Origin of the sequence: Methanosarcina sp. (genome assembly GCF_035390745.1) — an archaeon.
Lineage (GTDB): Archaea > Halobacteriota > Methanosarcinia > Methanosarcinales > Methanosarcinaceae > Methanosarcina.
In genome coordinates this window covers 38,989-52,790 of record NZ_DAOOUJ010000014.1, presented here as the reverse complement: position 1 = coordinate 52,790, position 13,802 = coordinate 38,989, and the positions used below count along the sequence as shown (strand labels likewise).

Sequence of the window (13,802 nt, the reverse complement as noted above, 5' to 3'; positions counted from 1 at the left end):
AGGATTATCAACAGCAGCCCACAATAAGGGCAACATAATTATTCTCATGATTTTTGATTTCTTCATGTGTAGCGTTTTTCAGCCATTTTTTGCCGCCGTGGACTGCATGATCTCCGCAGATAAAGAATATAGTACCCTTTTCTGCATTCTGAAAAATCTCTTCGAGGTTTTTATCGATAGCCTTTGCAGCTTTCTTCATTTCTTTCCAGGTCTCTGCCCTGTGGGAATAACGGTCAAGGGCCCTCAGGTGTACGGCAAGGATATCAGGCTTTTCTTTCAGAGCATGTAAAGCATAGTCTGTTATCTTGCAGTCATAATCAAGTATGTCTTCGGAATCAGGAACTCCGTAAAAGTCTTTTATTCTTCCTCTGAAACTCTCTGCTCCTTCCTTTTCTATTACAGCCGATGCCTTCATTCCTGCCCTGTAAGCCCATTCCATAATACTTCTTAGCTTTGGATTTTCAGAGTCCTTTGCTCTCTCAGCATAAATGTCAGCGGTCGAGTAGATATTATGCTCTTCTGGAAGATAACCAGTAAATATCGAAGCAATTGCAGGCGACGTTATAGTCGCCGGAGACCGGCATTTGAAAAGCAAGCCTTTTTCAGCAATTCCTTGCAGGTTTTTCATTACCGTAGAAAGGTGCCAGTAAAGAGAGTAGCCAAGGCTGTCAATAACTATGATTACCGCCCTTTTACAGCCTTTTTCCCCTGCATAATTTTCGACCTCAGGAATTGGCTTTCCCGAAGGTGGAACCATAGGAACTTTCAATAATCTCGAAATTGTAGGTGCAATGTCAATGGTACTGCATTCCAGGGCTTTCATGATTCTCCTTTATATTATCTGGCACGACTGTTTATATTAGTTTCCCGGGCTGAAGAATCATGAAAAAAGCCAAAAATGAAATCACAGTACAAAAATGAAGTCAAAAAAATATTAAAAGCCAAAAGCCTAAACAAGTACTGCCAGATATACTTTTTCCATTTTTAATTCATTTTTTACTGCTTTTTAAGCATAAGGCAGTCAAAAAGTATTCTTAACTGGATTATGAGTTAGAGGGTCGAATAGGATGAGTGTGGAAAATGAGAAGTTTTCTGAAGAGGAATCTTCTGAGGAAGAAGTTCCTGAAGAAGGGGAGGAGTTTTCAGAACTTATAAAGTATACAATCCCGGGATACATTTTAGGGCTTCTTGCAGGGGTTTTTCTGGACTTTCAGGGATATCAGCGAAGCCCGGTGGGACAGTGGCTTGTCAGGACTCTTGCAGGAGAAGGGGAGAGCATTTTTGAAGGGATTTTTTCCATACGCCAGCGCCTTCGAAAGGCTGAGGGAAGCATGGCAGAAGCCTACGGCTGGGGAAAGTTCTTAGGGCTTGCCTTTCCCTGGGCAATTGACCTCGGGAGCCGGCTTGCAGGAGTCGATGTTTATGGAGTTGAGGGATTTTACATACCATATTTCTATGCACTCAGCGACCAGATAGGAGCCAATATTTCAGGTATGCTCTTCCTCAAACGAGCTGAAGGTTCGTGGAAAGCCGGATTTTTCAGATATGTCCACCATCCGGTCATGCTGGCAAGCCTTTTTGTAATCATACTTGTCCCGCTCGGACTGCTTGGAGCAAGAATTCTGGGTTTCAGCCCTACAACGCAGACCTTCACGGCACTTGAGACCATTGCCGCAAATCTCTGCTGGATCCCGCCTCTTATCGGATGGTTAAATGAGAAGTACAGCTGAATTTTGGGCAAAAACAGCAGTAGTGACCATAAGTTATATATCTCCTTGAGAACTACATATGTAGTGTAAACACTACATATGGTGAATGTAGTGTCTAATAGTATAAACCGAAAAAAAAAGCAGAATCGAAGGTGAAAAAATGAAGAAAAATATAATTGCAATTCTCCTGGTCACACTGATGATAGGGGCTTTTGGAGCAGCAGTTGCCAGTGCAGTTGCGTCGGATGATACAGGAATAAGATACGGCTCTGGATCCATGCACAGGTGGGCTGCCAGATATACAGATTCTGGTACAGGCAATTATGCTTTCTGTCCTTACTACAACGCAGACGGAAGCGTAGAACTTGAAGTTGAAACCATAGATGAAGCTTTTGAAATCGCAAAGGCTGAAATTGATGAAAATGTCTCCAAAGACGATATCTATCAGATGAACCGCTGGTGGATTGTTTCCTATAAGGATGAGAACGGAGCCTATACGCAGGCAAGAATCGACGCAGTCACCGGTGAAGTATATACCGGGTATGACGTTCCTGCAGGATGTCAGACAGGCGGCAGGTTTGCCCGTGGATCAGGTTTCTGCAGAGCTTATGGCAACTGAGCCATAACTTTTTTCTCTGCTCTCTGATTTCATTCCGCGGGCTCATATAAACAGTGAGTTAAACAGTGAGTTAACGGGAATTAAACAGTAAGATCTTTTATAAAACGAAGTCCTGGAGTTTCGGCATATTTTCCAAAGACCCATTTTACCGGGTATTTTTTATATTTATGGTTGAAATCATTAGCTAAGGAAAAAATAAAGGATAAAATAATGACAAAAATACGGAATAAGAAAAAAGATAAATCAGGAAAAGAGGATTAATCGGGAAAAATCTGACTTTCTACGAGGTGTATATTTTGAACGGTATGGGTTTTGGCATGTATGGTTCTGTGTGGGGGTTTTTACTGAACATCATCATCATCCTTGTCATTGTGGGGGCAGTTGTGGTGCTTCTGAACAGGTCGGGACATACGGCATCCACAGACAATGAAAGGCTTGTGAAAATCGAAAAGGATATTGAAGATATTAAAAAAACAGTGGAAGAAATAAAGTCCAAACTGGAAGAAATCTAAACTTTAATACGGGAAGAGAAGTTTAAGGAATATTTCAGGTCTTTACTCCTAAAATGCGAAGGTATACCGGATGACAAAATCACTTCAACAGATTGTGGACATAGGCGAGGCCCTCTCCCATCCGATCCGATTAAAGCTTCTCTACCTGCTTGCCGAAAGGGAGAGATATGTGTACGAACTCGCCAAGGATCTGGACCTCTCAAGGCAGGTCGTGAACCTGCATTTGAAGCGCCTTGAAAAAGCCGGATTTGTTGAAAGTGACCTGCGGCTCGAAGATGACGACATGCGGGCAAAGAAATTTTTCAGGCTTAAAGAGTTTGAGGTTTCCCTGGGGATGGCTGATCTTAACAAAATCTTTGAAAAAAGATAAACGACTTTGAAAAAAATGAGAGGGTACTTTATCCCTTATATAAAAGTCAGGTTACTTTGACCCTCTTCACTCCCGGGGCAATAACAAAAAATATGTTTAACGCCCCGGTAACTTTACTTATACCTTTTATTTGATCCATTAAATGATGTTTTTCCATTACCTGCCAGTACAGACCCTGACTATGGCGGTTTTTGAACTTGTACCGTATTTATTGATTGCTTTTAGTTTAACTGTGTAGTTCCCTGCTTTTTTGTATATGTGTAGAGGATTCCGTTCTGTTGAATATGTTCCATCTCCAAAGTCCCAGTACCATTTGGTTGCATTTTTCGAGAGGTCTTTAAACTGCACCGATAGAATGACATTGCTGCTGAAGTTTGCAACAGGGCGGGGTTTTATTATTGGAAGAGGACATATGCATTTTCCAGCAGGAGCAGGAGCACTTCCCGCAGGCACCGTGGCTATTACAGTGTTTGTAATTGTGTTAATTATAGTTACAGTATTGCTGATTATATTCGTCACATATACGTATGTTCCCACGGCTTCAATTCTGGCGGGATATTTGCCAACATCAACCGTGGCTATAACAGTGTTTGTAACCGTGTTTATTATAGTGACAGTGTTGCTGACAACATTCGTCACATAAACATATGTTCCATCCGGGCTCACCGCAATTCCTGCAGGAGACTCGCCGACATCGACTGTGGCTACAACGTTGTTTGTAATCGTGTTTATTATGGTGACAGTATTGCTGATAATATTCGTCACGTACACGTATGTTCCATCCGGGTTGACTGCAATTCCGGAAGGACATTCGCCGACATCGACTGTGGCTACAACGTTGTTTGTAATCGTGTTTATTATGGTGACAGTGTTGCTGACAACATTCGTCACGTACACATGTGTTCCATCCGGGCTCACCGCAATTCCTGCAGGGGACTCGCCGACATCGACTGTGGCTACAACGTTGTTTGTAATCGTGTTTATTATGGTGACAGTATTGCTGATAATATTCGTCACATACACGTATGTTCCATCCGGGTTGACTGCAATTCCTGCAGGATACTCGCCGACATCGACTGTGGCTACAATGTTGTTTGTAACTGAGTCAATTACAGAAACAGTATTGTCGTTAACATTTGTTACATACACGTTTGTCCCATCAGGGCTGACTGCAACTCCTCCAGCATCAGGACCTACATTCACTGTGGAAGTAGTGTTTGTGGGCTCGTTAAATACAGAAATCTCATTATTGGTCCCTATTGTTGGTGGTACCAGGGAAACTGGTATAATCTCATTGGTTTCTGGGTCTGTTATGTTAATCTCTGGTAGTGTTAAGTTCTTTTCGAGTTCTGTCAGGTTATTTTCTGGTTCTGTTACATTGTTTTCTGGTTCTGTTACATTATTTTCTGGTTCTGTTACATTATTTTCTGGTTCTGTTACATTATTTTCTGGTTCCGTTACATTATTTTCTGGTTCCGTTACATTATTTTCTGGTTCTGTTACATTATCTTCTTGTTTTGTTGCGTTTTCACCCTGTGTTTCTCCTTTTACTGCGCTTACTGCTACGGTTATTGCTGATATTACAAAAATTAATGTGAAAACACAAAGTATCTTTTGTGTTATGCCAGATGTTTGTTTTCCCATTGATACCCCCCAGACTCTTTCTCAATTTGATTCGATTCAGGTCCGGTTCTTGATCCTTTCCTTCGACAGATTCACCGCATAATATTATTTTACCAATCAATCATCTGAATTAATTTCTAAAAAAAGATATTGTTGGCAAAATTCTGTACTTATCAAAATTTCGTACTCTTTTTGTATATTCAGTGAAAGTAGTGTCAAATTGAATCAGTAAAACCTTATTATTCTACAAGATATAATATTTATAGAAATATAAGTACTAATTTTGTAATAATAAAAGTCTTAAATCATATCGCCAGGTTTCCGCAGATATATCTGAAATAAAGATTATCTTCACAAACTTTCATTCTTGACATTAACCAAAAATAAATTTTACATGTCCATTCAATCAAAAGGGAGGTTTAATGTTCATATCGACTTTAACAATTTCACATCGACTTTAATAAAAATAAATTCGACAAATCAACAACTGAGTTCCATAACTACATACATTTCATGAAAATCGGGCTTTTTCTCGCCATAAATATTATTTATCTCTTAACTTTGATACTTATAATGCACTTTTTAAACAAGTATCGTAGCAACAGATTACAGGAGATTAATATTTGGACAGTACTCTTCCGTAGTCCCTTTCTTAATTTTGAGGACTCAGAACTAAATTTCCTGCACACCGGGCAAAAAAAGAACTGCTCCAAAAATCTGGAGCAACGAATAAATTACCTTTCCTTTATCTGAACCTGAACTTCGGTCATGAGTTCTTCTTCAGGTACTTCAGCAGGGTCATTAAAGTACATTTCCCTGCTCGGCATAAAAGTCCCCAGCTTATTTTCTTCCGTGTATGAGAAAATCTTCTTATAGGCTGCTTCAACTCCAGAATAGGGACCCCGATAGATAACGGAAACAGCTCTTATAGATGGCAGTGTCTTTATTTCCATCTTAGAATCTTCCACTGAGACCCTTCCTGAAACCGGAAGTGCGATCTCTATATCCGCACCTGTTTCTTTATATTCCTCATCGTGGCAGAGGAACATAATCGGACCTGTAATTCTTATTCGGTTCCTCTGGTTTTCAGGGCTGCTGACGCATGCACAGATTTCACCTATTAGCTTTCCTATAGTTGCTACAAAGTTCCCTTTTTCACGCTTGCTCAATACCCGCAGCTCGGGAATTTCTTTGATAACGGGTTCTGTAACTGACATATTGAATATCTCCGTAACTTTTCCACTATGTTTGCAGGCGCCCTGCAAAATGCCCTCGATCCTTTGCAGCTGCCCTACCTCCAGCCGGACTTCCTCAAGCCTCTTCCTGAAACAGGTCTCAATAAACTCATAATTTCCTTCGCTTTCTGCATCCAGAAGCATGGAAATCTCCTCAAGGGAAAATCCCAGAAAAGTAAAGGTCTTGATCTTCATTCCCTGCTCGATCTGAGGAACCGTGTAGTAACGGTAACCTGTAAAAGAATCTTTTACTTCCGGAACGAGCAGCCCTTTACTGTCATAGAGCCTGAGAGCTTTCTGGGAGAGGCGGGTCATAAGGGAGAATTTTCCGATTGGGATCTGATCTACTGACATCTTGCTCAACCCGTTAATAGTTCTGAAGTTAGATAAACTGCCTTACTTTTCCCCGGGGAAAGGTTTGGGTTTTTATGTAAAATGTATTATATATTACAGAAAACATATTATCTAAAAATCAGGGTAAATTGTCTCTATTTTTTGGGAAAAGGTCAAATATCGGGTAATCTGGGGTAAAAGTAATGAGGGGTACAGAAAATTCAAAATTTATCGGATTACTTGTGTTTTTAGTTGTTCTGCTCACAGCCTCTGGTTGTGTTGAGACTCCTGATTCAGGCAACGAATCGGCTTCAGTCAATGAGTCCGCTACATACTGGCCTGCCGAAAGCTGGAGGACATCAACGCCTGAGCAGCAGGGGATGGATTCGGAAAAATTGGCTGAATTACTGGATTACGTCAAGGAAAATGACATTAACATCCACAGCCTGTTGATTATACGTAATGGATACATCGTGACTGATGCCTACTTCTATCCTTTTTCCAATAATTCAGTACACGATGTCGCTTCCGTTACCAAAAGTTTTACAGGGACCCTGATAGGTATCGCAATTTCCGAAGGATACATTGCAGGTGTCGATCAACCAGTCCTTGAGTTTTTCCCTGATCGAACTGTTGCGAATGTTGATGCAAATAAAAAGGCAATGACTCTGGAAGATCTTCTTACCATGAGATCGGGTTTTGAATGCGTTAACGAGCCTTACGAAGTTACTCTGGAGCAAATGGAAGATAGCCCTGACTGGATCCAGTTTACGCTTGACCTTCCCATGGCAGAAGAACCTGGCACCCGCTTCGTCTACTGCAGCCCCAATTCCCACCTCCTCTCAGGGATCATCACTGAAACTACTGGAATGAGCGAACAGGCTTACGCCAACAAAACTCTCTTTAAGCCTCTCGGCATCTCCAATGTCATCTGGCCTTATGATCCACAGGGGAATAACCACGGCTGGGGTGATCTGCATTTGACTCCTCACGATATGGCCAAACTCGGATACCTCTATCTTAATAATGGGACCTGGGATGGGAAACAGATAGTTCCGGCAGAATGGGTGGCAAAGTCTACACAAACACAGGTTATTACTGAGGATGGCGAGGGTGATGGATATGGTTACCAGTGGTGGGTTCCAATCGATGATCTTCCTGCACGTTATGAGGCAAGAGGGCGTGGGACTCAACTAATAACTGTAGTACCTGAAAAAGATCTCATAGTAGTAATCACTGGTGGTGGCTTTGAATCGGATGAGGTTGCTCCTTTCCTTGTTGCTGCTCTGCAGTCAGATCAGCCCCTTCCGGAAAATCCAGCAGCCTATGAAAGGCTTCAAGAAAATATAAATGCCGCTGCAGAGCCTCCTGAGCCTGAACCTGTGAAGTCTCTGCCTGAGATGGCGAAAAAAATAGATGGCAAAACATACGTTCTCGATTCCAATCCTCTGGACCTTCAGTCTCTCTCTTTAACTTTTGATGAGGAAAAAGGAGAAGCTTTATTCAGATTGGGGCTGCCGGAAAATCAGACGTTAGAGTTTCTTCTGGGGCTGGATAATGTCTCCAGATTCTCTCCCGGAGAATACGGTCTCCCTGCGGCAGGGAAAGGATCTTGGGAATCAGACAACGTTTTTGTTGCTGATGTTGATGAGGTCGCAAATGTAAATCACTATAAGGTAACTCATACTTTTCAGGATGATCAGGTGACCATACTGTTGCAGGATCCTGCATGGTATGGAGATGTAGAATTTGGCGGGAGGGTTGAAGGCAGCAGCTAAAATGTATTTAACAAAGAAAAAGATGCAACAACGAACAGGTTAAAACCTACCCACCTGACATCTGCGTTTCAGTTCTTTTTTAATCACCACCAGGCATCTTTTCAAGCCTGGGCTTCCCATTTTCAATTATTACGTAGGTAAGGCTGTCAATCATATCCCCACAGTCAAAGAGCTTACCGTCATCTCCTACCGGCTCATGGGTATGGCCCATAATAAGGTAATCCAACCCTTCTTTGTTGATGAACTCTTTTGCTTTCTCATGGATTTTCTCTATTCTCAGGCGATAATTACTGTCTTCAATTTTCAATTCAAAAGGAGTTTTAATTAATGCATGGGGACTTTTACTTTTTTCCACAGCTTATAGTCATGGTTTCCCCAGACGATCCTGGTGGGAACTTCCTCTGCCAATTTTAGTAATGCTTCGTAAGTACTTTTCATAGGTTCCTGGCTTTCGATAGTTTCAATGGGACAGCGCCATAAATCCAGGACATCCCCACAGAGGATCAGCTCGCCTGCATTTGCTTTCACCAGCTCAAAAAACTCTTTTATTTTCGGATAATTTGCATCCTGGTAACCAATGTGAAAATCAGATGCGCAGTAGATTTTCATTTAAATTCTATTTATGGTGACATAATAATCCCTTATGCTGATTTCCATATACTCGCAATGTGTGCATTTATAGTGCTTTATTGTCCTGAAAATATTGTAATGCACCAGGTGTGCGTCAGGATTTCTGTATTCTATCAAGCTGAACTCCTTTCCACATCCTTTACAGGTTTTTCTGTTTTTATTTGTGTTCTTTGATCTGGATTTCGAATTTCTGTGGGCTATTTCAATCTTTATACGCTCGTCGTTGCAGTACCTGCACTTCAAGTAGCTTGTTATTGTTTTTTCATATCTATCGTAACTGCTTACCATTTTGATAAGAGGCTTTTTAGTTTCATCGCAGGCAAAATCTCTGCCGCATTTATTGCATCGGAAAATATTGCGGTAACTCTCTATTTCATACAAATTTGAGGCAACAACGAAACATATCATGCTTGCAGAGAGCAAGAACAGCGATAAAAGAGAGTCGGCCTCTTTCTGTATTATTTTGAGGACCAGCAGAAAAAACAGGAAAATGGACAAAGACATTGCAGATATTTTTAGAACATTGACCGTTCCTGAACCCAGTCTGTTGACAGGGTCAGGAGTTCTTTTTTTAAGAGATTTGTAAAAATTTCCTTCCAGGCTTATTGTCAGTGTATCTGTTCCCCTGTCCATCTCGTAACAAACATTGTCCAGATACGTCCTGTCTGTGCCTGCAGGAAATTCTATGTATTTGATATCTTTGCTCAAAGTATCAATGACCAGTTTCAGTTATCTAGCCTTTTTAAGATTATATTAAGATATACCCCATGAGAAGATAACTCTTTTTTTATAAACTAAATTTGTAGAGTTGTTTCTGGCATAATAAGATAGAAACTGGAGGAGCATTACCTGTATTTTTAGAGAACCAGAGATAAAAGTGAAATAACCTCAAAAAGGCAGAGAATAAAAGATTTATTCGAAAGAAAAGAAAATGTTGTTTATAAATTATAAGAAGCCAAGGTCCGGATTTGAACCAGGACTGAATCGCTCTGCTGGCGATTGCGTGACCGCTCCGCCACCTTGGCAGTCTGCATTATCAAATAGAGTGTTCAAAATATATAAATCTTTAGATTGACAGGGAATTGTATTAAATATAGTCATCGTCACTGATTTTTCTCTTGATTTGTGCCTCTTGCTGTTAAAAAATACTTATTTCACTTAATTAAAATTTCACTATTTTGCATAACTTTGAGTAAACTCGGAAGACCAGAAAATAGTAAAAAGTCCTTGAATACTTTTCATAAGTATTTTATATCCTAACATTAGTTCATTGGTCATCGGTTAAGGAATTTTCTTGCCCGAAAGCTATCGATTTTGCATAATAAGCCTATCTTAAATTTTGGTAAATTTACATGAAATCGATGCCTTGCTCCTACCTACATAAAATCAAATATTTGACAAATGTTGAGGGAATTGACGCAATTTGTCATGATTCCTCACTTAACCGAAGACACATGAACATTAGTTATATAATTTAGTTGCCATTGGAGGTACTTGAAAATTTAGGGAGGTAATTACAGGGGTTGCTTTTTACCTGTTCAGTAAAAAGAGTAGCTCTGGGGTAAGAATAGAAAATCCCTTTTAAGGGGCTCGAAATAGTGGGGATGAATAGAGTATGAATAGAGTCAGCGTCAACGGTTTTTTGAAACCAACAGATAACAGGCTTATTACGGACGATTATCTGGGTCATTTTTTGAAAGTAAGCTACATTCAGGAGATCAGCGGAAACTCGATCTACAGCAAGGATCGCGTTGATGTCGAAAGAAACGGAGCTTTCCGTTTTTTCCTGCCCAACCAGGAGCTTCTGGGCGGAAAGTCAGTCACGATCGCAAGTGTTCGCACCGGATGGTGAGCAACTGGGCACTCAAATTTACAGTTTTGGCAGTCTGAATGCAGCTATTTTACCTGAAAACAATGAAGATAACACACAGCCCCTGGTCCTGCAACGTGGACCCCAGGGTGATTCAATTCAATGAATCAAGCCCGGTCCTTGATGCCTGCCAAAAGGTTGCTGGCAGGGTAATTGATATTTCTGGAGAAAAGAAAGCTGCCGGCATTCAGATCGTCATCATGGCAAGTGATGATCCTGATGCTTCAGCAGGCAGTCAAAGCTATCACCCGATCTTCTCTGCACAGACAGATCGTGGGGGCTATTTCTTTGGGCGGGTGGATAACAGGACTCACGAACGGGCTTATGGACTTATTGCAGGACTTGAGGGTACACCCATCCCGATAACCCTGGATGACAAGAAGATTCCCAGAGACCTCATCCTGGTAGCGGATTTATCGGACTTGCCCGGTGAGGCATTGTCAGGCGGGGGAACTCCGATGCTACCTGATGCGGACGATCTGGTTCGCAGCTCATCGTTTTCCCAGGATTTAGGCGGGAAGTGTGTCGATTTTACGATTCCGAACCGTATCCTGGAAGAATTCAGCTTTTACCATACCGTTCGGACTACGGAACCGGAGATAAAAGGACTCACTATTACGGCAAAGGAAAGTAAGTACATAAAAGACGAACTGCAGACAATCTCCGACGAGCTCTTCACTATTTTCGGTCGGCTAAATAATTCATTCAGAATCCTGTCTGTTATCCCTTATACCGTGGATGAAGAAAAAACGGCATCTGAAATGGATCGTGAGCTGCGGATTAAAAGCGCTCCAACTGCTTTTCCAGCCTCGCCTGTACTACCTGAAGGTGTTTTCAGGAACAGCGCAGCTCAAATTAAGCACACAGGACCTTTTGCAGGTAGACAAAGGGATCAACTTCAATTTTCAGGTCAAAATGCTGGCCGAGCAGGCGCGCCGTAAGGCGAAATTGCAGGAACTGCATCAACAGCTGGCTGCAGCCTACTGTGGCAAATACGGAGTTCAGGAGGCAAAGACCTATTGAGAGACATTGTCGGCCAGGAATGCTTTAAATTATGCAACTCTGGAATCCCTCCTCGGGCACATCAAGAAGTATGCAGGGTTTTTTGAGCCCGGTAGCAAACTGGGCAACCATTTTGAAGAGTTTGTTTCCGAGCTTGGTGAACTACTGCAGCAGCCTTTTGCGGATTCCGGGCTCATAAACGTCATGAAAACCCGGGCAGTAAAGCTGATCCAGGAGGTAAACACGGCTACGAATGAGTCTCAGAATCGGGAAGAACTGCTTGGCTATCTGCAGCGTCTGGTGGCTGAACTGTCGCAGGTGGGCGAAAAAGGGGTATACAATTTCGAACCCTGCCCGTCCACTGAGAAAACGAAAACAATGGGGATTCGGTTCCTGATGCATCAGTTTGAAGACATGAAGAATGTGATGCACAATAAAGCCGTCTTCTCGTTAGGCGAGATCCTGATGATCCGCTCCAATTACGATTTATTTATCACCAGCATTTCTGCATTTCTAAACCTGCTGGAGCAATTCCACAGTTTTTATGCTTCAAGTACGTCCTTAATGGTAGGGTTTACCCGGCGGCTCTTGTTAAAGCTGCCAGGAGTAACCACAAGCAAAAATTCAGGTTTGTCCCCATAGATCAGAATTGAGGCGCGGCAGTAGTCTCTGAATCCTCTGACCCGGATCTGGGCGATTCAGATCCACTTTGTGATTCAGATTCACTCTGTTCCGGTATAGTTTGCTCAGATGAATATTGTTCCGATTCGCTTAACCCAGTCTCAGGCCCGCTTCCCAATACGGTTTCCGGCTCCGCAGGAAGTTCATCGAAAAACGGAATGCTGGCATCGGCAAACCATGTTTCAAGGAAGCTCAGCAAATGGTACTTCAGAAAAACTGCAAGCGGTACGCTCAGTATCAGCAGAGTGGCAAAGATAAGCAGCAGTTCTGCCAGGACAACAGGAATCAGGATTATCAAGAGAATGGATTCTGATGCAAACGTCGAGAAGAGGAAATAAAGAATCCCGTCAATAATAAGAAAAACAATAACCAGCACCAGTGCCAGCAGTACAAACAGGACAAATGCAAGGATACCAATCCCTATTCCGAGAGCGACCCTTATAAACCAGTAAACCAGCAATTCCTGCCAGCTTTTCCTGAAATTCCTGTAGACCATACGGAAAGCCGAAATAATTCCTGTTTCCCTGTAAATGGAAAGGGGGATTGCAAGGCTTAAGAAAGATCCTGCAACTGCCCCTATCAGGGCAAGTAAAATAATCACGCCAAAAATCCAGAAAAGTCCTCCCACGAGAGCAGGCACGGCGAGGTCAGGAGATTCTGTACTAAATATAGGGATAAAAGGCAGCAAAGCCAGTACGAAAAGTACGATAATAATAAGCGATATGACAAGGCGTATAAGCAGGAGATTGAATCCTCTTCCCATGAATTTTCTAAAGTAAGAACGGAGATGCACTTCGTTCCTTACAAGGGCTTCTACAAAAACAAACTCCATGACACTGGCAATATAAGAAAAAACCAGAATGAAAAGAATAAAGAAAATTACCGCTGCAGCTATAATTGCCAGAGGTGATACGGACTCGATATAGTTAAGTCCAGGCCAGGACGTATCGGAAGGAAGATCAGTAATCTCGCCGGGTTCGATATTGGGGAAATCACTTCCAAAATCACTGGGACCCGCTTGATAATTGGTACCCGATCCTCCGTAATTTGACCCTAGTCCGCCAACAAAAAAGACAATTATTGCAAATTTTACCCACTTCCAGAAATCAAAAGGCTCGAAAAGAGCTTTTTTTGTCCTTGAAAAAGCTCTATCCACCGCATCTATTGCATACCAGCTCATTCATACCAGCTCATAGAATAGAATTTTGTTCAGTAAATAAGTAGCTGTCTATATAACTCTAAATTTATAGAGTATACTTACAGATTAATTTCAGGCTATCTGAATGATCAAACACTAAACCTGTTAATAAGTCAAAATTTTCTCATCATGGATAGGTGTTCTATACATGCTTCCAGAAAGACAGCTCCATAAACAACAAAACCGGATTTTCTATAAAAATCTATTGCGTGAATTTGTGGAATAAAGATGAAAACGTCTGG

Annotated in this window: 15 protein-coding genes and 1 tRNA gene; 8 read left to right on the top strand and 8 right to left on the bottom strand. The window is 41.7% G+C overall.

Annotation, left to right across the window (positions count from 1 at the left end; genetic code table 11):
• Positions 1-7: 7 nt before the first annotated feature.
• Positions 8-823: an alkaline phosphatase family protein gene (locus tag PLL47_RS05700; protein ID WP_324445239.1), complete on the bottom strand. Its 816-nt coding sequence runs from the start codon at positions 821-823 to the stop codon at positions 8-10.
• Between the two features lie 244 nt (positions 824-1,067).
• Between PLL47_RS05700 and PLL47_RS05695 the strand changes: the two genes are divergently transcribed.
• The 4 genes from PLL47_RS05695 to PLL47_RS05680 all read left to right on the top strand — a co-directional run bounded on the left by PLL47_RS05695 (position 1,068) and on the right by PLL47_RS05680 (position 3,210).
• Complete coding sequence (locus PLL47_RS05695; RefSeq protein WP_324445238.1) at positions 1,068-1,730, top strand: hypothetical protein; 663 nt, start codon at positions 1,068-1,070, stop codon at positions 1,728-1,730.
• A gap of 139 nt (positions 1,731-1,869) precedes the next feature.
• A complete protein-coding gene (locus PLL47_RS05690; RefSeq protein WP_324445237.1) occupies positions 1,870-2,328 on the top strand; it encodes a hypothetical protein in 459 nt (152 codons plus the stop codon).
• 296 nt (positions 2,329-2,624) lie between these two features.
• Entirely contained in the window at positions 2,625-2,840 is a 216-nt protein-coding gene (locus tag PLL47_RS05685) for a hypothetical protein (RefSeq protein ID WP_324445236.1), read from the top strand.
• 70 nt (positions 2,841-2,910) lie between these two features.
• On the top strand, positions 2,911-3,210 hold the full coding sequence (locus PLL47_RS05680; RefSeq protein ID WP_324445235.1) for an ArsR/SmtB family transcription factor: 300 nt from the start codon (positions 2,911-2,913) through the stop codon (positions 3,208-3,210).
• Between the two features lie 156 nt (positions 3,211-3,366).
• Here PLL47_RS05680 and PLL47_RS05675 read toward each other — a convergent pair whose 3' ends face one another.
• Positions 3,367-4,854 (bottom strand): beta-propeller fold lactonase family protein, encoded by a 1,488-nt coding sequence (locus PLL47_RS05675; protein ID WP_324445234.1) that lies wholly within the window; start codon positions 4,852-4,854, stop codon positions 3,367-3,369.
• Between the two features lie 713 nt (positions 4,855-5,567).
• Positions 5,568-6,422: a MerR family transcriptional regulator gene (locus tag PLL47_RS05670; protein ID WP_324445233.1), complete on the bottom strand. Its 855-nt coding sequence runs from the start codon at positions 6,420-6,422 to the stop codon at positions 5,568-5,570.
• A 182-nt stretch (positions 6,423-6,604) separates the two neighbouring features.
• Here PLL47_RS05670 and PLL47_RS05665 point away from each other — a divergent pair, with 182 nt between their 5' ends.
• Complete coding sequence (locus PLL47_RS05665; RefSeq protein ID WP_324445232.1) at positions 6,605-8,179, top strand: serine hydrolase domain-containing protein; 1,575 nt, start codon at positions 6,605-6,607, stop codon at positions 8,177-8,179.
• A 79-nt stretch (positions 8,180-8,258) separates the two neighbouring features.
• Here the strand turns inward: PLL47_RS05665 and PLL47_RS05660 are convergent, their stop codons facing one another.
• From PLL47_RS05660 to PLL47_RS05645, 4 genes are all read right to left on the bottom strand, one after another.
• Positions 8,259-8,486 carry a hypothetical protein gene (locus PLL47_RS05660; RefSeq protein ID WP_324445231.1) on the bottom strand — a complete coding sequence of 76 codons (228 nt, stop codon included), beginning with the start codon at positions 8,484-8,486 and terminating at the stop codon, positions 8,259-8,261.
• Positions 8,487-8,503: 17 nt separating this feature from the next.
• Positions 8,504-8,788 (bottom strand): metallophosphoesterase, encoded by a 285-nt coding sequence (locus tag PLL47_RS05655; protein ID WP_324445230.1) that lies wholly within the window; start codon positions 8,786-8,788, stop codon positions 8,504-8,506.
• Complete coding sequence (locus tag PLL47_RS05650) at positions 8,789-9,517, bottom strand: hypothetical protein (protein ID WP_324445229.1); 729 nt, start codon at positions 9,515-9,517, stop codon at positions 8,789-8,791.
• Positions 9,518-9,762: 245 nt separating this feature from the next.
• Positions 9,763-9,834, bottom strand: a tRNA-Cys gene (locus PLL47_RS05645).
• A 590-nt stretch (positions 9,835-10,424) separates the two neighbouring features.
• On the opposite strand from PLL47_RS05645, the gene PLL47_RS05640 reads away from it, so the two are divergent.
• From PLL47_RS05640 to PLL47_RS05630, 3 genes are all read left to right on the top strand, one after another.
• Positions 10,425-10,661 (top strand): hypothetical protein, encoded by a 237-nt coding sequence (locus PLL47_RS05640; protein ID WP_324445228.1) that lies wholly within the window; start codon positions 10,425-10,427, stop codon positions 10,659-10,661.
• A 62-nt stretch (positions 10,662-10,723) separates the two neighbouring features.
• Positions 10,724-11,620 carry a hypothetical protein gene (locus PLL47_RS05635; RefSeq protein ID WP_324445227.1) on the top strand — a complete coding sequence of 299 codons (897 nt, stop codon included), beginning with the start codon at positions 10,724-10,726 and terminating at the stop codon, positions 11,618-11,620.
• A gap of 88 nt (positions 11,621-11,708) precedes the next feature.
• Positions 11,709-12,323, top strand: a complete 615-nt coding sequence (locus tag PLL47_RS05630; protein WP_324445226.1) for a hypothetical protein — start codon at positions 11,709-11,711, stop codon at positions 12,321-12,323.
• Position 12,324: 1 nt separating this feature from the next.
• Here the strand turns inward: PLL47_RS05630 and PLL47_RS05625 are convergent, their stop codons facing one another.
• The gene (locus PLL47_RS05625) at positions 12,325-13,542 is read right to left on the bottom strand and encodes a DUF7544 domain-containing protein (RefSeq protein WP_324445225.1); all 1,218 of its coding nucleotides are present in this window, start codon (positions 13,540-13,542) and stop codon (positions 12,325-12,327) included.
• Positions 13,543-13,802: the final 260 nt, after the last annotated feature.

Bases quoted from the DNA above. Each gene is read 5' to 3' on its own strand.
- PLL47_RS05700 (WP_324445239.1), bottom strand. From the start codon at position 823: ATGAAAGCCCTGGAATGCAGTACCATTGACATTGCACCTACAATTTCG.
- PLL47_RS05680 (WP_324445235.1), top strand. From the start codon at position 2,911: ATGACAAAATCACTTCAACAGATTGTGGACATAGGCGAGGCCCTCTCC.
- PLL47_RS05695 (WP_324445238.1), top strand. From the start codon at position 1,068: ATGAGTGTGGAAAATGAGAAGTTTTCTGAAGAGGAATCTTCTGAGGAA.
- PLL47_RS05625 (WP_324445225.1), bottom strand. From the start codon at position 13,542: ATGAGCTGGTATGCAATAGATGCGGTGGATAGAGCTTTTTCAAGGACA.
- PLL47_RS05675 (WP_324445234.1), bottom strand. From the start codon at position 4,854: ATGGGAAAACAAACATCTGGCATAACACAAAAGATACTTTGTGTTTTC.
- PLL47_RS05640 (WP_324445228.1), top strand. From the start codon at position 10,425: ATGAATAGAGTCAGCGTCAACGGTTTTTTGAAACCAACAGATAACAGG.
- PLL47_RS05665 (WP_324445232.1), top strand. From the start codon at position 6,605: ATGAGGGGTACAGAAAATTCAAAATTTATCGGATTACTTGTGTTTTTA.
- PLL47_RS05670 (WP_324445233.1), bottom strand. From the start codon at position 6,422: ATGTCAGTAGATCAGATCCCAATCGGAAAATTCTCCCTTATGACCCGC.
- PLL47_RS05635 (WP_324445227.1), top strand. From the start codon at position 10,724: ATGAAGATAACACACAGCCCCTGGTCCTGCAACGTGGACCCCAGGGTG.
- PLL47_RS05655 (WP_324445230.1), bottom strand. From the start codon at position 8,788: ATGAAAATCTACTGCGCATCTGATTTTCACATTGGTTACCAGGATGCA.
- PLL47_RS05690 (WP_324445237.1), top strand. From the start codon at position 1,870: ATGAAGAAAAATATAATTGCAATTCTCCTGGTCACACTGATGATAGGG.